At 62.1% G+C, this 25,723-nt stretch carries 24 protein-coding genes and 3 pseudogenes; 12 read left to right on the top strand and 15 right to left on the bottom strand.

The features are described 5' to 3' along the window. The first annotated feature begins 5 nt into the window (after nt 1-5). The 3 genes from J3O30_RS23130 (at nt 6) to J3O30_RS23120 (ending at nt 2,908) form a co-directional block, all read left to right on the top strand. Nucleotides 6-950: a type II secretion system F family protein gene (locus J3O30_RS23130; RefSeq protein WP_207584909.1), complete on the top strand. Its 945-nt coding sequence runs from the start codon at nt 6-8 to the stop codon at nt 948-950. A gap of 15 nt (nt 951-965) precedes the next feature. Further along, nucleotides 966-2,270, top strand: coding sequence for an AAA family ATPase (locus J3O30_RS23125; protein ID WP_207584908.1), 1,305 nt, complete (start codon nt 966-968; stop codon nt 2,268-2,270). Nucleotides 2,271-2,338: 68 nt separating this feature from the next. Next, nucleotides 2,339-2,908, top strand: coding sequence for a hypothetical protein (locus tag J3O30_RS23120; protein ID WP_207584907.1), 570 nt, complete (start codon nt 2,339-2,341; stop codon nt 2,906-2,908). 113 nt (nt 2,909-3,021) lie between these two features. Here the strand turns inward: J3O30_RS23120 and J3O30_RS23115 are convergent, their stop codons facing one another. Further along, complete coding sequence (locus tag J3O30_RS23115; RefSeq protein WP_207584906.1) at nt 3,022-3,546, bottom strand: tetratricopeptide repeat protein; 525 nt, start codon at nt 3,544-3,546, stop codon at nt 3,022-3,024. A gap of 171 nt (nt 3,547-3,717) precedes the next feature. Between J3O30_RS23115 and J3O30_RS33300 the strand changes: the two are divergent. The 3 genes and pseudogenes from J3O30_RS33300 to J3O30_RS23105 all read left to right on the top strand — a co-directional run. Further along, nucleotides 3,718-3,955 (top strand): annotated as a pseudogene (locus J3O30_RS33300) (nucleotidyltransferase); the annotation flags it as partial. Nucleotides 3,956-4,100: 145 nt separating this feature from the next. Further along, entirely contained in the window at nt 4,101-5,504 is a 1,404-nt protein-coding gene (locus J3O30_RS23110) for a nodulation protein NfeD (RefSeq protein ID WP_207585172.1), read from the top strand. A gap of 28 nt (nt 5,505-5,532) precedes the next feature. Then, a complete protein-coding gene (locus J3O30_RS23105; protein WP_207584905.1) occupies nt 5,533-6,294 on the top strand; it encodes a slipin family protein in 762 nt (253 codons plus the stop codon). Here the strand turns inward: J3O30_RS23105 and J3O30_RS23100 are convergent. The 8 genes and pseudogenes from J3O30_RS23100 to J3O30_RS23065 all read right to left on the bottom strand — a co-directional run. Further along, nucleotides 6,241-6,444, bottom strand: a pseudogene (locus J3O30_RS23100) (hypothetical protein); the annotation flags it as partial. The gene J3O30_RS23105 and the pseudogene J3O30_RS23100 overlap by 54 nt on opposite strands. 44 nt (nt 6,445-6,488) lie before the next feature. Next, nucleotides 6,489-7,886, bottom strand: a complete 1,398-nt coding sequence (gene lpdA, locus J3O30_RS23095) for a dihydrolipoyl dehydrogenase (protein ID WP_207584904.1) — start codon at nt 7,884-7,886, stop codon at nt 6,489-6,491. A gap of 3 nt (nt 7,887-7,889) precedes the next feature. After that, the gene (locus J3O30_RS23090; protein ID WP_207584903.1) at nt 7,890-9,119 is read right to left on the bottom strand and encodes a dihydrolipoamide acetyltransferase family protein; all 1,230 of its coding nucleotides are present in this window, start codon (nt 9,117-9,119) and stop codon (nt 7,890-7,892) included. Nucleotides 9,120-9,122: 3 nt separating this feature from the next. Beyond that, nucleotides 9,123-10,136 (bottom strand): alpha-ketoacid dehydrogenase subunit beta, encoded by a 1,014-nt coding sequence (locus J3O30_RS23085; RefSeq protein ID WP_207584902.1) that lies wholly within the window; start codon nt 10,134-10,136, stop codon nt 9,123-9,125. 1 nt (nt 10,137) lies between these two features. Further along, nucleotides 10,138-11,370, bottom strand: a complete 1,233-nt coding sequence (locus J3O30_RS23080) for a 3-methyl-2-oxobutanoate dehydrogenase (2-methylpropanoyl-transferring) subunit alpha (protein ID WP_207584901.1) — start codon at nt 11,368-11,370, stop codon at nt 10,138-10,140. A 64-nt stretch (nt 11,371-11,434) separates the two neighbouring features. Beyond that, on the bottom strand, nt 11,435-12,562 hold the full coding sequence (locus J3O30_RS23075) for an acyl-CoA dehydrogenase family protein (protein WP_207584900.1): 1,128 nt from the start codon (nt 12,560-12,562) through the stop codon (nt 11,435-11,437). Nucleotides 12,563-12,566: 4 nt separating this feature from the next. Then, a complete protein-coding gene (locus J3O30_RS23070; RefSeq protein WP_207584899.1) occupies nt 12,567-13,766 on the bottom strand; it encodes an acetyl-CoA C-acyltransferase in 1,200 nt (399 codons plus the stop codon). A gap of 20 nt (nt 13,767-13,786) precedes the next feature. Further along, nucleotides 13,787-14,554: an SDR family NAD(P)-dependent oxidoreductase gene (locus tag J3O30_RS23065; RefSeq protein WP_207584898.1), complete on the bottom strand. Its 768-nt coding sequence runs from the start codon at nt 14,552-14,554 to the stop codon at nt 13,787-13,789. A gap of 133 nt (nt 14,555-14,687) precedes the next feature. Between J3O30_RS23065 and J3O30_RS23060 the strand changes: the two genes are divergently transcribed. Further along, entirely contained in the window at nt 14,688-15,695 is a 1,008-nt protein-coding gene (locus tag J3O30_RS23060) for an AraC family transcriptional regulator (RefSeq protein WP_207584897.1), read from the top strand. Nucleotide 15,696: 1 nt separating this feature from the next. Here J3O30_RS23060 and J3O30_RS23055 read toward each other — a convergent pair whose 3' ends face one another. Together J3O30_RS23055 and J3O30_RS23050 are read right to left on the bottom strand one after the other, a co-directional pair. Continuing rightward, on the bottom strand, nt 15,697-16,116 hold the full coding sequence (locus tag J3O30_RS23055; RefSeq protein WP_207584896.1) for a hypothetical protein: 420 nt from the start codon (nt 16,114-16,116) through the stop codon (nt 15,697-15,699). Beyond that, nucleotides 16,106-16,366: a type II toxin-antitoxin system prevent-host-death family antitoxin gene (locus tag J3O30_RS23050; protein ID WP_207584895.1), complete on the bottom strand. Its 261-nt coding sequence runs from the start codon at nt 16,364-16,366 to the stop codon at nt 16,106-16,108. The genes J3O30_RS23055 and J3O30_RS23050 overlap by 11 nt, the downstream gene beginning before the upstream one ends. Nucleotides 16,367-16,519: 153 nt before the next feature. Between J3O30_RS23050 and J3O30_RS23045 the strand changes: the two genes are divergently transcribed. Genes J3O30_RS23045 through J3O30_RS23025 form a run of 5 tightly spaced genes read left to right on the top strand, consistent with a single transcriptional unit; the run spans nt 16,520 to nt 22,431 of the window. Continuing rightward, a complete protein-coding gene (locus J3O30_RS23045; RefSeq protein ID WP_207584894.1) occupies nt 16,520-17,665 on the top strand; it encodes an isovaleryl-CoA dehydrogenase in 1,146 nt (381 codons plus the stop codon). Then, complete coding sequence (locus tag J3O30_RS23040) at nt 17,662-19,272, top strand: carboxyl transferase domain-containing protein (protein WP_207584893.1); 1,611 nt, start codon at nt 17,662-17,664, stop codon at nt 19,270-19,272. Before J3O30_RS23045 ends, J3O30_RS23040 begins: the two co-directional genes overlap by 4 nt. Nucleotides 19,273-19,280: 8 nt before the next feature. Further along, nucleotides 19,281-21,146, top strand: a complete 1,866-nt coding sequence (locus tag J3O30_RS23035) for an acetyl/propionyl/methylcrotonyl-CoA carboxylase subunit alpha (protein ID WP_207584892.1) — start codon at nt 19,281-19,283, stop codon at nt 21,144-21,146. Further along, nucleotides 21,146-21,598, top strand: coding sequence for a MaoC family dehydratase (locus J3O30_RS23030; protein WP_207584891.1), 453 nt, complete (start codon nt 21,146-21,148; stop codon nt 21,596-21,598). The genes J3O30_RS23035 and J3O30_RS23030 overlap by 1 nt, the downstream gene beginning before the upstream one ends. Further along, nucleotides 21,595-22,431, top strand: a complete 837-nt coding sequence (locus tag J3O30_RS23025) for a CoA ester lyase (protein WP_207584890.1) — start codon at nt 21,595-21,597, stop codon at nt 22,429-22,431. Before J3O30_RS23030 ends, J3O30_RS23025 begins: the two co-directional genes overlap by 4 nt. A 36-nt stretch (nt 22,432-22,467) precedes the next feature. On the opposite strand, the pseudogene J3O30_RS33295 reads toward J3O30_RS23025, so the two are convergent. The 4 genes and pseudogenes from J3O30_RS33295 to J3O30_RS23005 form a co-directional block, all read right to left on the bottom strand. After that, nucleotides 22,468-22,563, bottom strand: a pseudogene (locus tag J3O30_RS33295) (BA14K family protein); the annotation flags it as partial. Between the two features lie 283 nt (nt 22,564-22,846). Next, nucleotides 22,847-23,203, bottom strand: coding sequence for a hypothetical protein (locus J3O30_RS23015; RefSeq protein ID WP_207584889.1), 357 nt, complete (start codon nt 23,201-23,203; stop codon nt 22,847-22,849). Between the two features lie 75 nt (nt 23,204-23,278). Then, nucleotides 23,279-24,121: a DUF3313 domain-containing protein gene (locus J3O30_RS23010; RefSeq protein WP_207584888.1), complete on the bottom strand. Its 843-nt coding sequence runs from the start codon at nt 24,119-24,121 to the stop codon at nt 23,279-23,281. Nucleotides 24,122-24,240: 119 nt separating this feature from the next. Continuing rightward, nucleotides 24,241-25,692: an efflux transporter outer membrane subunit gene (locus J3O30_RS23005; protein WP_207584887.1), complete on the bottom strand. Its 1,452-nt coding sequence runs from the start codon at nt 25,690-25,692 to the stop codon at nt 24,241-24,243. Nucleotides 25,693-25,723: the final 31 nt, after the last annotated feature.

Here is a 25,723-nt window from a genome sequence, read left to right as displayed (position 1 = left end):
CGGTCATGTCGAGTGAGTATGGAATCTACCTCATCGTCTTCTTTGCAGTGCTGATCTTCTCTGCAGCAGCATCGGAGTTGTTTTTTCGGCAGCGCGAGGTCTCGGTTCGGGTGTCGAAGAGCTCGGCGGCGGCCGGCGAGGAGGTCCACCTTGGCGATACGACGATTGCCGATCTCGGCGAGGCGGAAAACCGCCTGATCCGTCGCTATTTCGAAATTACGCGACGTGACACCAATGTGAACTCCACCCAGAACCGGCTGATTCGAGCGGGGTATTTCGCTGCCGGCGCCGTAACCACCTTCCAGGTGGTTCGCGCGGTCGTCTGTATCAGCGTGCTCGTCGCGGCGGTCTGGGCCGCAAACCGGGTCGCGCCGGACATGTCGCATATCGCGACCCTGATCATTGCCATGTTTGCTGCGGGTGCGACCTTTATTCTCGTCAACATCTATATCGACCGGCGTGGCGCCGCCAAAGAGAGGGAGTACCGCCGCCTCTTTCCCGATTTTATGGATATGCTGATCGTCTGCCTCGATGCGGGGATGAGCATCGAGGCGGCGGCGAACCGTGTTGCCCGAGAATTCGTTAGCAAGCAGCAGGACTTCGGCCTGCATCTCTCGATCATGATGCTGGAAGTGCGGGGCGGCCGGCGATTGCGCGAGTCGCTCGCCAACCTTGCCACCCGCCTAAGGATTGACGAGGCCCGGTCCCTTTCCGTTCTGTTCCGCCAATCGGAGGAACTCGGGACGAGCGTAACGCAGACGCTCCGGGTCTACAGCAAGGAAATGCGCGACGTCCGCATTGTTCGCGCGGAGGAAAAGGCAAACGCCCTGCCGGTCAAGATGCTGCTGCCGCTCGGCGCGTTCCTTTTTCCGGTAAGCCTCGTCATCGTTCTCGTTCCCATTGTTATCCGTGTCGTCAGTCTTCTCGTCAGCATGAAACCCGGCGGTTGAGCCAAGCGAGGTCGTATGCAGTATTCGCTCGAACAGAATCGTAACGATGCCATCATTTCCCTCGACCCGCGAATGCCGATCGCACCGGCAAGCATAGAACAAGCCGGACTGGATTCGTCGTTCCTGCTTCGGCTGGCGTCAAAATGTGCGGCCGAGCAGGATACAATCACGGCATCTCATCTGGCTGCGCGCATGAAACTGCCGAAGGTGATCGTCAACATCCTTATCAAGGAACTCGTGAAACTTGCATACCTCGAGGCTCGCGGCCTGGCTGGTGAGGATGTGAGATCCGATATTCGATATGCGCTTTCAATGAAGGGGTTCGAATATGCCCACGCGGCCTCGCGTCAATGCCAGTATATCGGGCCCGCGCCGGTGTCGCTGGACGCGTTCTGCCGACAAGTGGGTTTGCAGTCCATCCATCACGAGCGCGTGACACCGGAGCGGCTGACCGAGAGCCTTGATGGGCTGGTGCTCGCAGACGCCTTGGTCGAAAAACTCGGGCCGGCCCTGAACTCCGGTCGCTCTATCCTGCTTTACGGACCCGCCGGAAACGGAAAGACAAGCATCGCCGAGCGGACGTCGCAGCTGTTTCGCCAAACAATATGGGTGCCTTATGCCATCGAGGTCGGCGGCCATGTCATCAGTTTCTATGACGAGGCAGTACATCACCCATTGTCGGAGTCTGACGCAGAATCCTATCCGAAAGGGGATCAACGATGGATCGAATGCCGCCGTCCGGTGATCAAGACGGGCGGGGAATTAACCCTCGATCAGCTCGATCTCACCTTCAACGACGGACCGAATGTCTATGAAGCGCCCATACACTTGAAGGCGTCCGGCGGCGTTTTCATCATCGACGACTTCGGGCGCCAGCAAGTGGCGCCGCAGGCGCTCATCAATCGCTGGATCGTGCCGCTCGAGCGCGGATATGACTTCCTGACGCTGCATACCGGCAAGAAGTTCAGGGTTCCCTTTGACGAGCTGGTCGTATTTTCGACGAATATCGCACCGAGGGACCTTTCCGACGAAGCGGGCTTGCGGCGCCTCAAGTATAAGATCTTTGTGAACACTCCGTCGCGCGACGAATATATCAGAATTTTCAGATCGTATGCCAGCGGCAGTGGATTGGTTGTCTGTGATCCGGACCTGAACCTGTTCTACGATCGCAAGTACAATGGCAATGTACTAGCGTCTTGCTATCATCCGAAATATCTTTTGGATTTCGTCGATTCCTACTGCGAATTCAACGGTGTAGAAAGAATCGCGTCGCTCGATATGCTCGAACGGGCGTGGGAAGGTGTATTCACGTCTGGATGATTGCGGACTTCGCGCTAAGCACGGAGTCCTGAATCTATCCAATTAACGACTTACGGGGAGTGAAACGAATGACCAGCATCCCGAATATCGACGGCGAAGTAGGCGGCGCGAGACCAAGCAATATGCGAGTAATTGAGCAGAGAGGCTCAAAAAGCCCGCTCCTCGTCGGTCTTGTCCTAATGCTCTTGCCTATGAGTGCTGGCGTTCTCATCTATACTGCCAAAAACTCAGCGGATGTTCGCGAGAGCCGCGAGACCATGGCCGCGCTTAAAAGGTCCATCGATGGCCTGAGAGGACAAATGGAAAAGCAGTCGGGCAATATCGCAAGCAATGCCAAGGCCGACGAACTCGCCGTTATCCGCCAGGAGATGGATAGCCTCCAAAAGGCGATTCTTTCGATGAATGAACGGATGGGTAACGTCACAAGCGGTACACGCATGGGTTCAGCTTTGGTCCTGAGCGCGCCCGGCAAGGAACCAGCACAATTTTTCGCACCATCGCGCGGTGCCCTGCCAGCGGAAACTCAAAATAGCAGTCTTGCGTCCATCGAAGCCGGGGGCATTGCTGTCAGTGACCTGCCGCGTTACGAACGAACACTCTCGCCGGAAGGCCAGCTCATACTTCGGAAGGCACGATAACAACGACCTCAGCGAAATCTCCAAGGCAATCGCTGGACGCGGCAAGGGGCGCGGCCCGATGCTCGCAATGCGGCAAGGGCGCTAATCTCGACCCAGACGATCGCTGAAGGAACCTATCCCCGCTGAGCGAAATTCGCGCTATTCTTCATCAATTCGAGATTACGGGCAGTGACTTCGTTTCCGGGATCAAGCTCATAGGCTTTCAGGAAATACCCTCTGGCAACGCGCAAGTCACCGCGTAAAAGGTGAGAATATCCGATATTGTTGTAGTAGACCGGGGTGTTGCCGATCATTCGCGAGAGTTGCTGGTAGGCGCGGTCGGACGTATCAAAGCGGGCAACCATGTCGGCCGAGGCTGCTAAGCCCAGCCAAGCGGCCGGATCTTCCGGAAAAACGTCAACCGCTCGCTTGTAGATGGCGTAAGATTTTCCGTAGTTCTTTTCCTGAAACTGCAGTTTTCCGGTGGTTATCAACTCGTCGTTCTTATAGAAGGCGACGGCTGAATCATCCTCGAGGGTCTTTGCACTATCGCCAAAAGCAGCGAGACCATCAACGCTGGATGACTGGCAACCGGCTAAAATTGCTCCGGTCGCTATCAAAAACGCAATGCATTTAGTCCCAGCTCTGATCTGCAACATTCAACTTGATCCCCCATCAGACATTCTTGCCTAAAATTCGGATGCGTTCACCGGAAATCATCGTAAAAAAAAGCTAACAACTCAAGAATTTGAGCAAATAGTCGCAAAAAAGCGACAAACGCGGTATCCGCCGGAATGCGCCAGAGTGATAAACGCCAACGATCCACACGGCGCGAGCTCGCCGAGGAACAGGACTGACATCTCGCCGATGCCTTTCCCCGCGACCAGCATCGAGAGCGCGTATGGTTCAACACGCTGAACGAGGCATATGTTAAGGCGCGGTATTCCAGGCATTTTGAGATCGGCGAGGAGGCTCTCGCCCGGCTTGGAGAGCAATGCCTCATTGCTTGGACTGGTCGACACGGTGTGCTCCGAGTATCTGGCGATCCTTGCGCGGAATAGCGGGTAGCAGCGTTGTGTGAATGCCTTTTGTACGTACCATTCAGTTAAACTAACCGTGCAAGCGAAGCCTTGAGGTTGGCGTTCTTCGCTTGTTCGGAAATCCTGAGACACCTCTTCTTTTTCTTTGTAATTTCCGACATATATTAAATATTATGTACGTTCCGCAGATTGTCACGCGCGGATTAAGGTGTTGGCGATGGCAACCGCCAATCTTCACTTTGTTGTTTTTGCTGTTCTCAGCCTTGGGCTTCGTCGCACCGTCGGCGTCCAGCCGCGTTGCTGTCGTCCTCAAGGTGAACGGCGCCATTGGGCCTGCGATAGCTGACTACGTGATACGAGGCATTCAGCGTGCTGGCGAACGTGGAGCGGTCTTGGTCATTCTGCAAATGGACACACCAGGTGGTCTTGACACCTCCATGCGGGAAATCATTCGCGCGATCCTTGCCTCACCAGTGCCTGTCGCGGGCTTCGTCGCACCGAGCGGGGCACGGGCTGCCAGCGCCGGCACCTATATTCTCTACGCAAGCCACATTGCGGCAATGGCGCCTGGGACCAATCTAGGTGCGGCGACACCAATCGCGCTCAGCGTAAAGCCTTTCGGCGGTGATGCGGAACCCGAAAAGAAGCCGGGCGAACCTAGTGACAAGCAGGCAGAAGCTCCGGGCAATGCCAGCGAAGCAAAAGCCGTTAACGACGCAGTCGCTTACATTCGCGGGCTTGCGGAATTGCGCAATCGCAACGCCGACTGGGCAGAGCGTGCCGTGCGCGAAGCTGCGAGCCTTTCATCCACTGCGGCAGTGCGCGAACATGCCATCGATTTCACGGCAGTTGATGTCAACGATCTCCTTGCAAAGGCACAAGGGCAGGTGGTGCGGGTCGGTCAAACGGACGCCCGGCTCGATACCTCCGGTTTAGTCGTGCAGGAATTCGAGCCCGACTGGCGCACGCGCCTGCTTTCCGTCATTACCGATCCGAACATCGCAATCATCCTGATGATGGTCGGGATCTATGGCCTGATCTTCGAATTTCTCGCACCTGGGACAATGCTTCCTGGCACGATCGGCGGCATCTGCCTCCTCCTTGGTCTCTATGCCCTGGCATTGCTGCCGGTGAGTTTTGCCGGCCTTGGGCTTATTTTCCTCGGCGTGGGATTGACTGTGGCTGAGGCGCATTCGCCAAGCTTCGGCGCTTTCGGCATTGGCGGCGGGTTGGCCGTGATCCTGGGAGCAACCATTTTGTTTGATACCGATATACCCGGCCTGGAAGTGTCGCGCGCCCTACTGGGCGCAATTGCATTTGCTGCTCTTGCTTTTAGCCTTGTCGTTGCTCGCCTGGCGTTCACCTCGCGCTTGCGCCGGGTTGCCACCGGTGCAGAGCAGATGATTGGCATTTCCGGTAAAGTTGAGAGCTGGATGGGGCTCACGGGGTATGTCATCGCACATGGCGAACGCTGGAAGGCGGTTTCCGCCGAACCACTTGTTGCCGGTGACCCTGTCAGCGTGACCGGCCGCAATGGGCTGGCGCTCGAGGTCGCCAGCCGTCCTAAGGACACTTAACGGCACTCAGCAAGCAGGAGGAGAAGTCATGGATATGTTTGCAGATCTTGCCTTCTATTTGGTGGCCATCGTCATTTTGGTCGCCATCCTCGCATCCGCGGTTAAAATCCTGAGGGAATACGAACGCGGCGTCGTGTTCACACTTGGCCGCTTTACCGGAGTCAAGGGACCCGGCTTGATTCTGCTCATCCCCTATGTCCAGCAGATGATGCGGGTCGACTTGCGCACGCGCGTACTCGATGTCCCTAGCCAGGACGTCATCTCACATGACAATGTCTCGGTTCGTGTCAGCGCGGTGATCTATTTCAGGGTTATTGACCCCGAGAAGTCGACCATCCAGGTCGAGGATTTCATGATGGCAACAAGCCAGCTTGCCCAGACGACGTTGCGCTCCGTGCTCGGCAAGCACGACCTCGATGAGATGCTGGCAGAACGTGACAGGCTCAACTCGGATATTCAGGAAATCCTTGACACTCAGACGGATGCTTGGGGAATTAAAGTAGCCACTGTCGAGATCAAACATGTGGATATCAACGAGTCGATGGTTCGTGCAATTGCTCGCCAAGCGGAAGCCGAACGCGAACGCCGCGCAAAGATCATTAATGCCGAGGGCGAACAGCAAGCTGCAGCGAAGCTACTAGAAGCGGCCGAAATTTTGGCCAGGCAGCCGGAGGCGATGCAACTTCGTTACTTGAGCACTTTGAACGTCATCGCCAGCGAGAAGACTTCGACGATTTTATTCCCCTTCCCGATGGAGTTCGGCAATCTGATGGCCATTAAGCCGAAGTGATCGAACGGCTCTGGCGGTGCTCCGTCGGGCGCGACTTTGCACGAGACGATAGCTGTCGCCATTCATCTCGAGGATGTTGACGTGGTGGGTGAGCGCACCGGTCTTGGAGAGCGGCACGAAGCCCAGCTCATCGATGATGAGAAGCTGGTAGGTCCGGCGGAACACCGCCACCCCGTGGTCTTGGTCAGCTCGGCTCAGATGTGCAAAGCGCTTTCCAAAGCTTTCAGCGCCGCCTCCATGACTGCTTCACTTCGGGTCGGATGGGCGTGGATGGTGCCGGCAATATCTTCCAGGCGCGCACCCATTTCGATCGCCAGCGCAAAGGCCGCCGAGAGTTCGGAGACCCCTGCTCCCACCGCCTGCAGGCCGAGAACGAGATTGGTGTCGGCGCGGGCGACGACGCGCACGAAGCCCTCCTCCGACAGCATGGTCATCGCCCGTCCGTTGGCGCTGAACGGAAACTGGCCGGTGCGGATTTGATAGCCCTGCGCCTGCGCCTCCGCCGGCGAGAGGCCGGCGCTGACAATCTCCGGATCGGTAAAGCAGATGGCGGGAATGCAGCGCTTGTCCCAGGCCCGCTTCTTGCCGGCGATGATCTCGGCTACCATCTCGCCTTGCGCCATCGCCCGATGGGCCAGCATCGGCTCGCCGGTGACGTCGCCGATCGCATAGATGCCGCGCATGGAGGTGCGGCAGCGATCGTCGATCCTGAGATAAGGGCCGGCGCGATCGAGATCGAGCTCTTCGAGACCGGAGCCTGCCGTCCTCGGGCGGCGGCCGACGGTAACGAGGATGCGGTCCGCCGGCAGGCTCTCTCGCCGGCCATCGGATGTTTCGACGATCAATGTCTCGCCATTATCGGCAAGGCCGATCGCCTTCGCACCTGTCAACACCCGGACGCCGCTTTCGGTCAGCTTGCGCATGACGGGCCGCACCAGCTCGGCATCATATAATGGCAGCACCTGTGGCGTTGCCTCGACCACCGTCACCTCCGATCCCATCTTGGAAAAGGCCGTGCCAAGCTCCAGCCCGATATAACCGCCGCCGACGACGACAAGTTTTTTCGGCAGCTCCGTCAGCGACAGCGCCTCCGTCGAGGAGATCACGCGGCCGTCGAACGGCAGGTTGGCAAGCTCCACCGGATCGGAACCGGTGGCAATCACCACGGTCTCGGCGCGGATGATCTGCTGGCCGGTCTCCGTCTCCACCTCCACCGTCTTGCCGTCGCGGAAGTGGGCCCGGCCATGGACGATCTTGACCCGCGCCTTCTGTAATAGCCCCGAGACGCCGCCTGTAAGCCGGCCGACGATGCCGTCCTTCCAGGCGATCGTCCTCAAAAGATCGATCGAGGCGCCTTCGACGCGGATGCCCATCGGGTTCTTGCCGACAAGCATCTTTTGCGTCGCGTCGAATTCCTCGGCCGCATGAATTAACGCCTTGGAGGGAATGCAGCCGACCGTCAGGCAGGTGCCGCCCGGCTTGCCGGCCTCGACGATGACCGTATCGACGCCGAGCTGGCCGGCGCGGATGGCGCAGACATAACCGCCAGGGCCGGCGCCGATGACGAGGAGCTTGCAGACGATTTCTTTCATGGCTCAGCCTTCGATGAAAATGAGCGCGGGCGATTCGAGCAGCGTACGGATGCGCTGCACGAAGGTTGCCGCATCCCAGCCGTCGATAATGCGATGATCGAAGCTGGAGGAGAGGTTCATCATCTTGCGCGGTACGAACTGCGCGCCGTCCCAGACCGGCCGTGTGGCGATCTTGTTGACGCCGATGATCGCCACTTCGGGATGATTGATCACCGGCGTCGAGACGATGCCGCCGAGAGCGCCCAGCGAGCTGATGGTGATGGTCGAGCCCAAAAGCTCATCGCGGGTCGCCGTCCCCGATCGCGCCGCTTCCGCCAGCCGGTTCATTTCCGCCGCGCAATCCCAGATGCCGCGCGCTTCCGCATGCCGCACCACCGGCACGGTCAGACCGGCCGGCGTCTGCGTGGCGATGCCGATATGCACGGCGCTGTAACGCGTGATGATGCCGGCATCGTCGTCGAAGGTGGCGTTGACGTCGGGCTGCCCGGAAATGGCCTTGACCAGCGCCCGCATCAGGAAGGGCAGAACCGTCAGCTTCGGATGATCCGGCCTGCGGTCGCCGTTCATGGTGGCCCGCAACTCCTCGAGCGCGGTCATATCCACTTCCTCCACATAGGTGATGTGGGGGATGCGCGAGGTGGACAGCACCATTTTTTCGGCGATGCGGCGGCGCAGGCCGGTCAGCTTGATCTCCTCGGTCGCCGTCTTCCTGGCAGAACCGTTCCTTGCCGTTGCCGGAGCGGCGCCCAGGGTCAGGAATTGCTCGATATCCTCGCGCAGGATGCGACCGGCCGGTCCGCTTCCCTGCACCTGTCTGAGATCCACCCCCTTTTCCCTGGCAAACAGCCGTACGGAGGGCGCGGCAAGCGGCTTTTCAACCGGCGTTGGCGCAGAGGCCGGCACCGCCGGAGCGGGTTTTGCAAGCTCGACCTTGGTCGCTTCGGCAGGCGGCGTCTGTGAGATCGACACGGGCTCGGCGTCGCCGACATCGCCCGCCGTCTCGATCCGCACCAGCGGCGCCTTGACCGCGATCCGGTCTCCGACCTCGCCGGCGAGCCAGATGACCGTGCCGTTGACGGGAGAAGGAATTTCGACGGTGGCCTTATCGGTCATGACGGCGGCGATCACCATGTCCTCGCGGACGGGATCTCCTGCCTTCACATGCCATTCGACAAGCTCGGCCTCGGCAACGCCTTCCCCAACATCGGGCATCTTGATGATGAATTCGCCCATGGCTCAGGCCTCCATGACTTCGGCAAGCGCCCGCCCGACACGGCCGGGACCGGGGAAATAATCCCATTCCTGCGCGTGCGGGTAGGGCGTATCCCAGCCGGCGACACGCACGACCGGCGCTTCGAGATGATAGAAGCAATGTTCCTGCACCAGCGCTGCGACCTCGGCGCCGAAGCCCGACGTCAGCGTCGCCTCATGCACGACGACGCAGCGTCCCGTCTTGGCGACCGATTTGACGATCGTATCGAGATCGAGCGGCAGCAGGCTTCTGAGATCGATCACCTCGGCATCGATGCCGGCATCCTCGGCGGCTGCAAGCGCCACATGCACCATGGTGCCATAGGCAACCACGGTTACCGCCGCGCCGGCGCGCCGCACTTCGGCCTTGCCGATCGGGATGGTGTAATGGCCCTCCGGCACCTCGCCGAGATCATGTTTCGACCAGGGCGTCACCGGCCGCTCGTGATGGCCGTCGAAGGGGCCGTTATAAAGCCGCTTCGGTTCCAGAAACATGACGGGATCGGGATCCTCGATCGCCGCGATCAACAGGCCTTTGGCGTCATAGGGGTTGGACGGCACGATCACCTTCAGCCCGCAGACATGGGTAAAGAGCGCTTCCGGGCTCTGGCTGTGCGTCTGGCCGCCGAAGATGCCGCCGCCGGTCGGCATGCGCACGACGATCGGGCAGGTGAAATCGCCGTTGGAGCGGTAGCGGATGCGCGCCGCCTCCTGCGTCAGTTGGTCATAGGCCGGATACATGTAGTCGGCGAACTGGATTTCGACACAGGGCTTCAGCCCATAGGCCGCCATGCCGATCGCCGTGCCGACGATGCCGGATTCGCTGATCGGCGTATCGAAGCAGCGTGTCCTGCCGTATTTCGCCTGCAGGCCCTGTGTCGAGCGAAAGACGCCGCCGAAATAGCCGACATCCTCGCCGAAAACCACGACATTGTCGTCGCGTGCCATCGAGACATCCATGGCGCTGCGCACCGCCTCGATCATCGTCATCCTGGCCATGTCAGTACCCCGCCTTCTGCCGCTGGCGGCGGATATGGGCCGGCATCTCGGCATAGACGCCCTCGAAAATATCGCGCACCGAAGGCCTGCCGCCGGCATGCAGCGTGCCATGCGCCTCTGCCTGGCGTTGCGCCTCTATCACCTCGTCCATGATTTCGGCTTCCGCCTGCACATGCCGCTCCTCCGACCATGCGCCCTTGACGATCAGATGTTTCTTCAGCCGCAGCACAGGATCGCCGAGCGGCCAGACCTCCGATTCCGTCTTGGGCCGATAGGCGCTCGGATCGTCGGAGGTCGAATGTGCGCCGACGCGGTAGGTCACATATTCGATCAGCGTCGGGCCGAGATTGCGCCGCGCCCGCTCAGCCGCCCAGCGGGCGACGGCATGGACGGCGAGATAGTCGTTTCCGTCGACCCGCAGCGCCGGAATGCCGAAGCCAAGGCCACGGGCGGCAAAGGTGCCGGAGCCGCCGCGGGCGATGCCCTGAAAAGTGGAAATCGCCCACTGATTGTTGACGATGTTGAGGATGACGGGCGCCTTGTAGGTCGAGGCGAAGACCAGCGCCGAATGGAAATCCGATTCCGCCGTCGAGCCGTCGCCGATCCAGGCCGCGGCAATGCGGCTGTCGTTCTTGATCGCCGAAGCCATCGCCCATCCCACAGCCTGCACATATTGGGTGGCGAGATTGCCGGAGATGGTGAAGAAGCCGTGCTCCTTGGAGGAATACATGATCGGCAGTTGCCGGCCGCGTAAGGGATCGCTCTCGTTCGAGTAGATCTGGTTCATCATCTCGACCATCGGGTAGTCGTCGGCAATCAAGAGGCCCGCCTGGCGATAGGTCGGGAAATTCATGTCTCCCTTCTCCAGCGCCTTGCGGAAGGCGCAGCCGACGGCCTCTTCGCCGAGATGCTGCATGTAGAAGGAGGTCTTGCCCTGGCGCTGCGCCATCAGCATGCGGGCGTCGAAGGCACGCAGCTTCATCATATTGCGAAGCCCGGTCAGCAGTTCCTCATCGGAGAGCGACCCGGCCCAGGGACCGACCGCCTCGCCATCGCGGTTCAGCACGCGGATGATCGAATAGGCAAGATCGCGGATATCCTCGGATGCGACATCCACCTCCGGCCGCGGCACCGAACCGGCCTTGGCAATCTTGACGTTGGAAAAATCGGGCTGGCCACCCGGGCGGACGGCGGGTTCGGGGACGTGCAGGCTCAAACGAGCGGAATCCACCATATTCTTTCTTTCCTCCCTTTGCCGGCCATGCGTCCCTCCCCGGAAGCAGTACCGTATATGGTTCTTATAAATTGCGGGCGATCACCATGCGCTGCACGTCGCTCGTTCCCTCATAGATCTGGCAGATGCGCACATCGCGGTAGATGCGCTCGACCGGATAATCGGCCATGTAGCCATAACCGCCATGGATCTGGATGGCGTCGGAGCAGACGCGCTCGGCCATCTCGGAGGCAAAGAGCTTCGCCATCGAGGCCTCCGACAGGCAGGGCAGTTCCGCCTCCCTGAGGGATGCGGCATGAAAGACGAGCTGGCGCGCCGCCTCGATGCGGACCGCCATATCGGCCAGGCGGAAGGCGACGGCCTGGTGCTCGAAAATCGGCTTACCGAAGGCCGTGCGTTCCTTGGCGTAATCGCGCGCCGCCTCGAAAGCCGCCCGGGCCATGCCGACCGCCTGCGCTGCGATACCGATCCGCCCGCCCTCGAGATTGGCGAGCGCGATGCGGTAGCCTTCGCCTTCCGCACCGAGCCTCAAGTCAACAGGAATGCGCATAGCGTTGAAGGCGATCTGACAGGTATCGGTGGAATGCAGGCCTAGCTTTTCCTCGACGCGGATCACCTCGTAACCCGGCGTGTCCGTCGGCACGATGAAGGCGCTAATGCCCTTCTTGCCGGCGTCGGGATCGGTGACGGCGAAGACGATGATGACATTGCCGTTCTTTCCCGAGGTGATGAATTGCTTGGCGCCGTCGATCACGTAATGGTCGCCGTCTCGCCGCGCCCGGGTCTTGAGATTCGAGGCATCGGAACCGGCTTGCGACTCGGTCAGCGCAAAGCCGCCGATCCATTCGCCGCTGGCAAGTTTCGGCAGGAAGCGCTGCCGCTGCGCCTCGGTGCCGAATTTCAGGATCGGCACGCAGCCGACGGAGCTATGCACGCTCATGATCGTCGAGCAGGGTCCGTCGCCCGCGGCAATCTCCTCCAGTGCTGCGGCATAGGCGACGACACCGGTATCCGAGCCGCCATAGGCCTCCGGCACCAGCATGCCGAGCAGCCCGAGCTCACCCATCTCCTTCAGTTCCTCGCGCGGGAAGAGATGCTCCCGGTCACGCTTGGCCGCCCCCGGCGCCAGCCGGTCGCGGGCAAAATCGCGGGCGAGATCTGAGATCTGCTGCTGAAGATCGGAAAGAATCATCTGTTCAACCTCTCGCCTCGTGCCGCTCGATGGCGACGGCCGTCGCCTCGCCGCCGCCGATGCAGAGCGCGGCCATGCCGCGCTTCAGGTCGTAGCGCTCCAATGCCGAAAGCAGCGTCACCAGAATCCGGGCTCCCGACGCGCCGATCGGATGACCGAGGGCGCAGGCGCCTCCATGCACATTCACTTTTTCATGCGGCAGGTCGAGATCGCGCATCGCCGCCATCGCGACGACGGCGAAAGCCTCGTTGATTTCGAAGAGATCGACGTCCGAGAGCGCCACGCCGGTGCGGTCGGACAGTTTCTGCAGCGCGCCGATCGGCGCAGTGGCGAATAGATTGGGCGCCTGCGAATGCGTGGCATGGCCGAGAATGGTGGCGAGCGGTTGGAGGCCGCGATGCTCCGCCTCGGAGCGGCGCATCAACACGAGGGCCGCGGCGCCATCGGAGATCGAGCTGGAATTGGCGGCGGTCACCGTGCCACCTTCGCGAAAGGCGGGCTTCAGCGTCGGGATCTTGTCGAGCCTGGCCTTGCCGGGCTGTTCGTCGCGGCTCGCCACCTGCTCGGCTTTGCCCGATTTCACCGTGACCGCCACGATCTCGCTTTCGAAACAGCGCTCCGCAATCGCCTTCTGCGCCCGCGTCAGAGAGGCGATGGCGTAGTTGTCCTGCGCCTCGCGCGTAAACTGATAGGCCTCGGCGCAATCCTCCGCGAAGCTGCCCATCAAGCGCCCCTTGTCATAAGCATCCTCCAGCCCGTCGAGGAACATGTGATCCACGACCCGCCCATGGCCAAGCCTGTAGCCGGCACGGGCCCTGTCAAGGAGATAGGGCGCATTCGTCATGCTTTCCATGCCGCCTGCGACCGCCACCGAAGCACTGCCGGCGGCGATCAGGTCATGCGCCATCATCACCGCCTTCATGCCCGAACCGCACATCTTGTTGACGGTGCTGGCCGCTGTCGCAAACGGCAGGCCGGCATGGACGGCCGCCTGGCGGGCGGGCGCCTGCCCCTGCCCGGCCGACAGCACGCAGCCGAAGATGACCTCCTCGATCGCCTCGGCCTCGACGCGGCTGCGCTCAAGCGCTGCGAGGATCGCCACTGCTCCGAGTTCGGGTGCTGTCGCCTCCTTCAGCTCTCCCTGAAAGCTGCCGATCGGGGTGCGCGCCGCCCCGACGATGACGATGGGGTCCTGCAATGCCATCTTTCCTCCTCGGGCGCCGCTCACCGCGCACCCATTCGCAATGCGCCGTCGAGGCGGATGACCTCGCCGTTCAGCATGTTGTTTTCAAAGACATGGCGCACCAGCCCGGCAAATTCCGCCGGCCGGCCGAGCCGCGGCGGAAAGGGCACGCTCTTGCCGAGTGCGGCCTGAACCTCGGCCGGCATATCAGCCATCATCGGCGTCTCGAAAATCCCGGGCGCGATCGAAACGACGCGAATGCCGTAACGGGCAAGCTCGCGGGCGACCGGCAAGGTCATCGCCGCCACGCCGCCCTTGGAGGCGGCATAGGCCGCCTGGCCGATCTGCCCGTCAAAGGCGGCAACCGAGGCCGTATTGACGATGACGCCGCGTTCGCTTTCCGCATCCGGCTCCGCATTCTGGATCGCAGCAGCGGCAAGCCGGATCATGTTGAAGGTGCCGATGAGATTGATGCCGATGGTGCGGGCAAAACTCTCCAGCCGGTGGGGCCCGTCGCGGCCGATCACCTTTTCGGCCGGTGCCACGCCGGCGCAATTCACCAGGCCGCGCAGGCCGCCGAAGGCCTCGACCGCCGCGGCAACCACTGCTTTTCCCGCCTCGCCATCGGTCACATCCGCCTCGACGAAGCGGACATCGCGCCCGAACTCGCGGGTAATTTCCTCGCCCGCCTGCGGATTGAGATCGGCAATCGTCACGCGCCCGCCCGCCTCGACCAGCGCGCGCACCGTTGCCGCGCCGAGCCCCGAGCCGCCGCCGGTCACGATGAAACCTGCACCTGCGATTAGCATGAACCTATTCCTCCCGCCGCCGCGCCGTCCTCCAGGCACAACCGGCAGCCGCGATTCTATTCGCTCCACCTATTGCAAGCGATGACAGAACTGCTCCATTATCTCGGCCAGTTTTGCCATAGTGGGGATTGATATGGCCGAGATCGAGCGACGCATGATCGCGCCGGGTTTCGTGGAGGAAGCGCTCGACAGCCTGCGGCGGTTGGGCAAGCCGACGGCGCCGATCCTTGCCCGCGTCAGCCTGCCGCCTGGCATCGACCAGCCGGTTTCGGCGGAGACCTATGGCGCGCTCTGGCTGGCGATCGCCGCCGAGCTCGACGACGAATTCTTCGGCATGGGCGCTCGCCCGATGCGCAGCGGCAGCTTCACCCTGCTTTGCCATTGCGTGCTGCATGCGCCGACACTCGGTCACGCGCTCCGCCGGGCGCTGCGCTTCCTCGATGTCGTGCTCGACGATCCCCGGGGACGGCTCGTCGTCCGCGACGGCATGGCTGAGGTCGAGCTCAGCGATGCCGGCGCGCCGCGTTCGGCCTTCGCCTACCGCACCTACTGGATCATCCTGCACGGCATCATTTGCTGGCTGGTCGGCCGGCGCATCCCGATCCGCCTTGTCGATTTCCGCTGCGCCGAGCCCCGCCAAGGCGCCGACTACCAGCTCTTCTTCGGAGCACCGGTGCGGTTTTCTCAAGCCATCAGCCGGCTCGGCTTCGACAGCGCCCTGCTCGACCTGCCGATTTCACGCAGCGAGCAGGCGCTGAAACAGTTCCTGCGCGGCGCGCCCGCCAATATTCTGGTGCGTTATCGTTACGATGCCGGCATCGCCGCCGCCGTCCGCCGGCGCTTGAACCTGGCAACGCCCAATGCCTGGTCGAGCTTCGCCAAGCTTGCCGCCGATATGCGCATGCCGCCCTCCACGCTTCGCCACCGCCTGCACGATGAGGGGCAAAGCTATGCCGCCATCAAGGACGACATCCGCCGCGACCTCGCCGTCGACCTTCTGCTGAGCACATCGAACACCATCGGTGAGATTGCCGTGCAGCTTGGTTATTCCGAACCCAGCGCCTTCTTCCGGGCTTTCCGGAAATGGATGGGCAAGAGCCCCGAGGCTTTCCGGCGGGAAGAAGCGGAAAATCGAAGCTAAGTCAGTCGAACCGCTTGACGCGACCCGACTGGGTTCGCGCTTTCGCGAACGTCGCGCCAATCTTCATCACGAAGGATTTGCTGAAGCGACCAAGAATCTCTTGATGCGGCTCGATGTACCAGGAGTGTTCGACGATATCATAGTTATATTCGTCTACGACGATCCAACTCTGTTTGAGATCACCAATGCCGGCACGCCGGCATTCGATATCGGGAATTTCCAGGGCGATCCGCTCCGCCTGCGGCGGCTGCGTTGTGATTGCCAGAAGCACAAGATGCGTATTTCCATCGCCTGCGCTGCGGATTGCGACAACGACACAAACTGGTCGTTGTTTACGCCCTTCGGTCTCGCCCCGCTGCTGCTGCCATGCCCAGAGATAGGGATAGTATATCACTTCCCCGGGGCGAAACTCATGGCTCATCGTCGTAACCGTCACCCTTCGCCAGCCGCTCGATCGCCTCGCCGAATAACTCGGCATGTTCGTCCGGCATCTCCGAGAGGTGATGAGCACGACGTGGGTCCTTGCCGCTGCGCATGCGCTCGTAATGTTCATAGCTCATCAGCACGAAACGCGGCTTGTTATGTCGAGTGAGAACGATCGGCTCCCGGCTTGCAGCATCGGTGACGTCGCCGACCTGCTTGTTGAGATCCCCTGTCGTGAACTGTCGCATGATAATCTCCGGCTTTGTTTCCATATATTCCATATTTCCCATATTTTCAAGAAAACGGCACAACTTCGATACGGAGGCCGTCACCCGCATCCAAATCAGAGACACTTTGAACCTTCCGCAACCCGCGCTACATATTTCAGCGGGAGGACTGCCATGTTTGATTTTTCGCTCGGCGACACCGCGGACGCGATCCGTGAAACGACGGCGCGGTTTGCCGCCGATCATATTGCTCCGATGGCCGCGGAGATCGACGAAAACAATACGTTTCCGCGCCAGCTCTGGCCTCGGATGGGGGCGCTCGGCCTGCATGGGATCACCGTCGAGGAAGAATTCGGCGGGGCCGGTCTCGGTTACCTCGAGCATGTCGTCGCCATGGAGGAGGTTTCCCGCGCCTCCGCTTCCATCGGCTTGAGTTACGGCGCCCATTCCAATCTCTGCGTCAATCAGATCCGCCGCTGGGCCTCGACGGAGCAGAAACGCCGCCATCTGCCGAAGCTGATCTCCGGCGAACATGTCGGCGCGCTTGCCATGTCCGAGGCCGGCGCCGGTTCCGATGTCGTCTCCATGCGGCTGCGGGCCGACCAAAAGGGCGACCGCTACATCCTGAGCGGCACCAAGTTCTGGATCACCAATGCGCCGCATGCCGACGTGCTTGTCGTCTATGCCAAGACCGATCCGGCCGCCGGCCCGAAAGGCATTTCCGCCTTCATCATCGAAAAAGGCCTGCCTGGCTTCAGCGTCTCGAAAAAGCTCTCCAAGCTCGGCATGCGCGGCAGCGACACGGCCGAGCTGGTCTTTCAGGATTGCGAGGTGCCGGCCGAGGCGCTGATGGGGCGGGAGGGGGAAGGCGTGAAGATCCTGATGTCCGGCCTCGATTACGAACGCGCCGTGCTTGCCGGCGGCCCGCTCGGCATCATGCAGGCCTGCCTTGATGTCGTGCTGCCCTATGTGCGCGATCGCAAGCAGTTCGGCAAACCGATCGGCGATTTCCAGCTGATGCAGGCAAAGATCGCCGATATGTATGTCGCGCTGAATTCGGCGCGCGCCTATGTCTACTCCGTCGCCCGCGCCTGCGACGCCGGCCGGGCGACACGCACCGATGCCGCCGCCGCGATCCTCTTTGCCAGCGAGAATGCCGTGAAGGTTTCGCTGGAGGCGATCCAGGCGCTCGGCGGCGCCGGATATACCAAGGAATGGCCGGTCGAACGTTTCCTGCGCGATGCAAAGCTCTACGATATCGGCGCCGGCACCAACGAGATTCGCCGCTACCTGATCGGCCGGGAGCTCATCGCATCATGACGGTGATTTCGACCGCGATCGACCGCGACAGCGAGAGCTTCAAAGCCAATGCCATCAAGAACAGAGCGTTGATCGACGATCTCCACGAGCGCTCGGCCAAAGCCCGCGAGGGCGGTTCGCAAACGGCGCGCGAGCGCCATACCGGCAAGGGTAAGCTATTGCCGCGCAATCGCATCCAGCTTTTGCTCGATGCCGGCAGCCCTTTCCTGGAGATCGGCACGCTGGCGGCCAACGGCATGTATGGCGACGAGGCGCCGGGCGCCGGCATCATAGCAGGCATCGGCCGCGTTTCCGGCCGCGAGGTGATGATCGTCGCCAACGATGCGACGGTGAAGGGCGGCGCCTATTACCCCGTGACGGTGAAGAAACATCTGCGGGCGCAGGAGATCGCCCTGCAGAACCGGCTGCCCTGTCTCTATCTGGTCGATAGCGGCGGCGCCAATCTTCCGCATCAAGCCGAGGTCTTTCCCGACCGCGATCATTTCGGCGCGATCTTCTACAATCAGGCCCAGATGTCGGCCGAAGGCATTCCGCAGATCGCCTGCGTCATGGGAAGCTGCACCGCCGGCGGCGCCTATGTGCCCGCCATGTCCGACGAAACGGTCATCGTGCGCAACCAAGGCACGATCTTCCTTGCCGGTCCGCCGCTGGTCAAAGCCGCGACCGGCGAGATCATCTCGGCCGAAGAGCTCGGCGGCGCCGAGACCCATGGCCGCCGCTCCGGCGTCGTTGATCATGTCGCCGAGAACGATGAACATGCGCTGCTGCTCGTCCGCGACATCGCCGGCACCCTCAACAGTGTGAAAGCGGTCGATATCGACCTCAAGCAGCCGCAGCCTCCAAAACTCGATCCCGAGGACCTCTGCGGTCTCATCCCGGATGACGTGCGCTCGCCCTATGACGTGCGCGAGGTCATCGGCCGGATTGTCGACGGCTCGGAACTGCACGAGTTCAAGCCGCTCTACGGCACGACGCTTATCTGCGGCTTCGCCCGCATCTGGGGCATGCCTGTGGCGATCATCGCCAATAACGGCGTGCTGTTTTCCGAAAGCGCGCTGAAGGGCGCGCATTTCATCGAGCTCGCCTGCCAGCGCCGGGTGCCGCTGCTCTTCCTGCAGAATATCTCCGGCTTCATGGTCGGCGGCCGCTATGAGGCCGGCGGCATTGCCAAGGATGGGGCAAAGCTGGTCACCGCGGTCGCAACCGCGACCGTGCCGAAAGTGACCGTCATCATCGGCGGCAGCTTCGGCGCCGGCAATTACGGCATGTGCGGCCGCGCCTATCGCCCGCGTTTCCTCTTTACCTGGCCGAACAGCCGCATCAGCGTCATGGGCGGCGAACAGGCGGCCTCTGTGCTCGCCACCATCCGCCGGGACTCCATGGAGGCGCGCGGTGCGACTTGGCATGTCGAAGAAGAGGAAGCCTTCAAGGCGCCGATCCGCGCCGGCTACGAGGCGGAGGGCAATCCCTATTATGCCACCGCCCGCCTCTGGGACGACGGCATCATCGATCCACGCCAAACGCGGGATGTGCTGGGCCTTGCCTTTTCCGCCTGCCTGAACGCGCCGATCCCGAAAGGGCCGCGTTTCGGCCTGTTCAGGATGTGAGGTGCGGAATGATGGAAAGCCTTCTCATTGCCAACAGGGGCGAAATCGCCCGCCGCATCATCCGCACGGCAAAGCCGCTCGGCATCCGCACGATCGCCGTCTATTCCGAAGCCGATGCCGGCCTGCCCTTCGTGAGCGAAGCGGACGAGGCGATCGCCATCGGCCCCTCGCCGGCCCGCGAAAGCTATCTCTCGCAGGAACGCATCCTGGATGCCGCGAAAAAAACCGGCGCCGCGGCGATCCACCCCGGCTACGGTTTCCTCTCGGAAAATGCCGACTTTGCCGAAGCGGTGGAGAAGGCCGGCATCCTCTGGGTCGGTGCGCCCCCTGATGCAATCCGTGCGATGGGGCTCAAGGACGCCGCGAAGGAATTGATGCAGGCGGCCGGCGTGCCCGTAACGCCCGGTTATATGGGAGCGGACCAGAGCGACGAAAGACTGGCGGCCGAAACGGAAACGATCGGTTATCCCGTGCTGATCAAGGCGGTGGCCGGCGGCGGCGGCAAGGGCATGCGCCGCGTCGACCGCCCGCAGGATTTCGCCGAACGTCTCGCCTCCTGCCGCCGCGAGGCAGCGGCCTCTTTCGGCGACGACCGCGTGCTGATCGAGCGCTATATCGCCAATCCGCGTCATATCGAGGTGCAGGTCTTTGCCGACAAGCTCGGCAATTGCGTGCATCTCTTCGAACGCGACTGCTCGCTGCAGCGCCGGCATCAGAAGGTCATCGAGGAGGCCCCTGCCCCCGGGCTCGATGCCGCCACCCGGGCGGCGATCTGCGATGCGGCGGTAAAGGCTGCAAGGGCAGTAAATTATGTCGGCGCCGGCACCATCGAATTCATCGCCGATGCCTCCGCCGGCCTGCATCCCGACCGTATCTGGTTCATGGAGATGAACACCCGCCTGCAGGTGGAACACCCCGTCACCGAGGCGATAACAGGCGAGGATCTGGTGCTCTGGCAGTTGAAGGTCGCAGGCGGCGAGCCATTGCCGAAAAGCCAGGATGAGATCGCCGTCAACGGCTGGGCCTTCGAAGCCCGGCTCTATGCCGAAAATCCCGCCGCCGGCTACCTGCCTTCCACCGGCCGGCTCGAACATCTGCGCCTGCCGAAGTCCGTTCGCGTCGACAGCGGCGTCGAACAGGGCGATGAGATCACCGCCTTCTACGATCCGATGATTGCCAAGATCATTGCGCATGGGCCGAACCGCGAGGCAGCGCTTTCGACGCTCGCAGCCGCCTGCGCGGAGATCGAGGTCTGGCCGGTCAGATCCAATGCCGGCCTGCTTGCCCGCATCACCACTGATCCGGATTTTCGCGCCGCACGGATCGATACCGGCTTCCTCGACCGTCACGGCGAAAGCCTTGCGGCGAGCGAGCCGGATGAAACTGTCGTCGACAGGGCAGCCACGGCACTTTCGAAGGGCATGGATGGCGATCCCTGGTCCGCGCTTACCGGCTTTCGTATCGCTGCGACGAGCGACAGCCGCGTGCGCGTGCGCATCGACGGTCACCTCCATTGGGGGCGTGCGCGCCCCGACCTCGAAGCAAATGCCGTCGAGATGGGCGAGGCGACGGTGCTTTTCGATGCGGGCAATGCCTGGTCGATCGGCTTGCCGCTGGCGAGCGAAATCGAGGCAAATCACGGCGTGGGCGACGGCGCCATCCTTTCGCCGATGCCCGGCCTCGTCATTTCGGTGGATGTCGCCGAGGGCGATCATGTCGCCAAGGGGGACCGTCTGCTGACGGTCGAAGCGATGAAGATGGAACATTCGCTGCGCGCGCCCTTCGATGGAATCGTCGGAAAATTGCAGGTTTCCACCGGCGCCCGGGTCTCGGAAAACCAGCTGGTCGTTACCGTTATCAAGGAGCAGGACTGATGGCCGGCCGCTATTTCGACGAATGGACGGTCGGCGACCGCATCGTCCACGAGATCCGCCGCACGGTCACCGAGACCGACAACCTGCTGTTTTCGACGCTCTCCCACAATCCGCAGCCGCTGCATCTCGATGCCGACTATGCCGCCGGCACCGAGTTCGGCCGGATCGTCGTCAACGGCACCTTCACCTTCGCACTCACCGTCGGCCTTTCGGTCGGCGACACCACGCTCGGCTCGCTCGTCGCCAATCTCGGCTATGACAAGGTGACGATGCCGAAGCCGGTCTTCATCGGCGATACGCTGCGGGTGGAAACCGAGGTGATGGAGCTGCGGCGCTCGAATTCCCGCCCCGATGCCGGCATCGTCACCTTCCGGCACATCACGCTTAACCAGCGCGATGAGATCGTCTGCCAGTGCCTGCGGACAGTGATGCTGAAGGTGAAGCCGTCATGAGGCTGCGCTCGCTGATCTTCGTGCCCGGCGACCGGCCGGAGCGTTTCGAGAAGGCGCTCGCCTCCGGTGCCGATGCCGTCATTCTCGATCTGGAGGATTCGGTCGCGCCTGCAAACAAGCCGAAAGCGCGCGACAGCGTGCACGCCTTCACCCTGCACCATGCCGGCGACACCAATCTGCTGGTCCGCATCAATCCCCTGACCTCGCCGGCGTTTGAGGACGACCTTGCCGCTTTGACCGGCCTTCATCCTTTCGCGATCATGCTGCCGAAGGCCGAGGGCGCCGCTTCCGTGCGGAAGCTCGCAAGCTCTCTCGCATCTGCCATCCCTATTCTGCCGATCGCGACCGAAACACCCGCCGCGATCTTCGAGATCGGCAGCTACCGGGAGGTCGCGACCAGCCTCTGCGGCCTGACCTGGGGCGCCGAGGATCTGTCGGCGGCGACGGGTGCCGCGACCGCGCGGCGAACGGATGGCCGTTATACGCCGCCTTACGAGCTTGCCCGGTCGCTGACGCTGTTCGCAGCCCATGCCGCCGCCGTTCCGGCGATCGACACCGTCTATCCCGATTTCCGCGATCTCAGCGGTCTCAGAGCCTATGTCGGCCGCGCCCGGCGCGACGGTTTTTCCGGCATGATGGCCATCCATCCCACCCAGGTGGAAACAATCAATCAGGCCTTCACACCGGATGCGTCAGAGATCGCCTGGGCCGAGAAAGTCACCGCCGCCTTTGCTGCCAGGCCCGGCGCCGGCGTGATTCAGCTTGACGGGCGCATGCTGGATTTGCCGCATCACAAGCTCGCGCTCCGCATTCTGGAGATATCAGGGCGATAGGGCTACCGCTGCAATGGAGCGAGAACCCGTACCAGCTCAATTGTAGGGGGAGTAGCATTGTCTGCGCGGCCCCCCATAGGGTTGAAAACTATTGTCATAGGCCGAATACGACCGATACCGGCGCGCGCACCAGTCATAATGTCTTCCGTCATATCGGATCGAATATTCCTGCGATGGCGGGGGAGCCGGCGGAGCGGGTGGCGGCATGATAAAAGGCGGCGGCCCAGGAGGACCCAAAATCAATGGAATGGGCGGCGGAACCTGTGCCAGGGCAGCCGATTGCACTGCCAGAAGCAGCAAGACCGTGGCGGACGTCCGTAAATATTTCATCAGTGTCCTCATACCCACGCCGTTCGAAGGCGTAATCCTTGTTTGCTGAGCTTCGTTACCGTGCCGTTGAAGGCACACCCTGCCGTCAACGGCTGAACTTCAAGTCCGGTTTGTCACCGTCCCACCCCTGAAGCCCGCCGGGAACCGAGCGGAACCGAAGGCATCGCGTGCCCATCTTGCCGGATATGCACATCGCGTCGTCCTTGACCGTCCAGGTGACGGAGAGCGTAAATGGCAACGGGCCGCGAATGCTTCCGGTGCCGTCTTTGTTCAGGGTGAATTTGAGAGTCTTGCCATCCGGCGCAAGCGCCGACCAGGGCGCTCCATCGGCGAGGATTTGGGCCGCCCTCTCAGACGGCAGGAACTGTTCCTGCGCGGAGAGTGCCGGGCTCGCCGCAAGAGCTGCGATCACTGCCCCTGCAAGCCGTAGATATGTCTTCATGTCGATGTCCTTCTGCTGGTTTCCGAAGTGTCGCAGCCGCCGCGCGCCGTGTGATTGACGACTGCCGGCTGGCTGCTATCGAGAGGCCGCCGCGCCCTTGTCGCTCCAGCCCGGCGGCAGACCGAGTTGGCCGGCGACCGCTCCCTTGATACCGGGCGCGGGTCCGAACGCCCTGCAGGCGGCGTCTTTCGGATCGCTGCCGAATGACGCCCTGATCTTTTGCATCAGCCGGACGGACGACGTTGTCTTGAACGGATCCTGACCCTTGACCAGCATGCGGCTGAAATCGGCGCCGAATGCGGATGACAGGGAATAGGCATCCCCGACCGAGGATATCCGTGCCTTCGTCGTCAGCATGTTCGCGCCGCGCGACCAGATCATCGCTGCCTGCTGCGAACCGTCCTGGCCGACCACTTCGGCTTCCGCCGACAAGCCGCCGAGACCGATCGGGATCCTCGGGAGCGGAACGAATGCCACCGAAGCGCCGAGCGTCGCGACGGTGGAGGTCGCGGCAACCGCGCGGTTCGTCGCGACGATGTCGGTGACGGTCGCATGGACGACGAGATCTGCCGGCTGGTTTTGACCCACGACATTGAAGCGATCGCTGAGGCCCATGCACAGCGCCCGGTCGACGGCGTTGGTCAGGAGTGCCAGGTCCTTGGCATCAAAGGAACCGCCGCCGGCATTCTCCACCGTCGTCGGAACGATGCGCACGGTTTGCGCGGCAAGCACCGCTGGCGAATTCACCCGCAATTTTGCCTTGGTCAGCGAGCCGCCCGACACTGCCATTCCCGCATAGGAACCAAGCGAGGTGCCTTGCTGCAGGGGCACGCTCGCGCAGGAGGGGAGCAAGGCGAAGACGACGGCACAGGCCGCCGCCTGCGCGGGCATTTCGGATAGTCGAAGGCGAAAAGTCATTGGCGAATCTTTTGAACCGGGATCGTGGGTTCACCTTGTAGAGACGTCAGCGTTAACGGCCGTAAAGGGAGTGTAAACTTGGGTAAAACTTACAGTCGGGGCTCCGCGGACCGCCGCTTTCAGCCCGACTTTGCCGTTCGCCCGGATGCGGTTTGCTCTTGTTTGAGGTAACCGGCGCCGACGGCGACGTAGAGATCGACATAATCCTTGGCGACCTGCTGCACGGTGGCCGCAAGACTTTCCTCGGCATCGGAGACCGACCGCTGCGCGTCGAGGACATCGAGCAGCGACGAGGCGCCGTCCTTGTAGCTCGCGGTCGAAAGCGCCAGCGATTCCTGCGCCGTCTGCACCTGCCTGCGCAACGGTTGCAGCGTCTGCGTGTCGCGGCGAACCGCCGACAGTGCGTTTTCGACCTCTTCGACCCCGTTCAGCACCGCCGCCTTCCAGGCGAGATATTGGGTCTTGGCATCGGATTTCTCGATATCGACATTGGCCCGCAATGTGCCGCCGTCGAAGATCGGCAGGTTGAGCGTCGGGCCGAAGGACCAGCTGGTCAGGCTTGCGCCGCTGGCGCCCGATGATTTGACCCAGCTCGGCGAGAGCGAACCGGAGAGCGAGATCGACGGGTAGAGCTGGGCTTCGGCAGCGCCGATATCGGCGACGGCCGCCGCCAGCTCGCGTTCGGCCTTGCGTATATCGGGACGGTTGCGGATGAGATCGACCGGAATGCCGGCGCGAATGTCGCCGCGGAAGACCGGCTGACCCACGCTCTTCTGCAGCTCGTCCGTCAGCGAGGAGGCCGGCATCCCCAGCAGCGTGGCAATGTGATGGGCCGACTCTGTGAAGCTCTGTTCGAGCCCGGGAATTTCCGATTTTGTCGACTGTACCAGGCCCTCAGCCTGAACGACGTCGAGGCGGGAGGCCGCACCTGCCTTGAGCTGCAGCTGCGTGAGTTCAAAGGTCTGCTGACGGGATTTCAAATTCGCCTGTGAAAGCGCGATACGCTGCTGATAGTAGCGCGCGTCGACATAGCTCTCGACCAGGTCTTTCAGGAAGGTGAGTTTTGCATTGTCGGCCGTCGCATAGGCTGCACCGAGCGAGGCGATGGCGCTCTCTTTAGAGCGACGGTACTGGCCGAAGAGGTCGAGCAGCCAGGAAAGGCTGACATCGCCTCCCGTCGTGTTCGCTGCGCCGATCGTCGTGCGCAGCCGGCCCTTCTCGCCGGATACGGTGTGCCATGCGTCGACACTCAAGCTCGGCAGAGCACCGGCTCCGGCGACCGTGACGTTGGCGGACGCCGAGTTGATGTTTTCGAGCGCCTGCAGCACGTCGAGGTTCTCGTCGAGGCCATGCGCCACCAAGCCGTCGAGCTGCCTGTCGCGATAGGCCGTCCACCACTGCGCCGTCACGACATCGCCGTTGCTTTTGGTGCCGCCCTCGTCGAATTTCGCCGGAAGCGGCATCTGTGGGGGCACATGATCCGGTCCACTGACGCAGCCTGAAAGCAGCAGCGTGACGGCGAATGCGGCGTAGCGGAGCGATGATAGTCTTGTGGAGAGCGACGGATACACTGGCGAGCTTTCTGAACCGGGATCGTGGGTT

The sequence above is a fragment of the Rhizobium sp. NZLR1 genome (genome assembly GCF_017357385.1).
Taxonomy (GTDB): Bacteria; Pseudomonadota; Alphaproteobacteria; order Rhizobiales; family Rhizobiaceae; genus Rhizobium.
The sequence above is the reverse complement of the archived record's forward strand: the minus strand, read 5'-3'. Positions and strand labels throughout refer to the sequence as shown.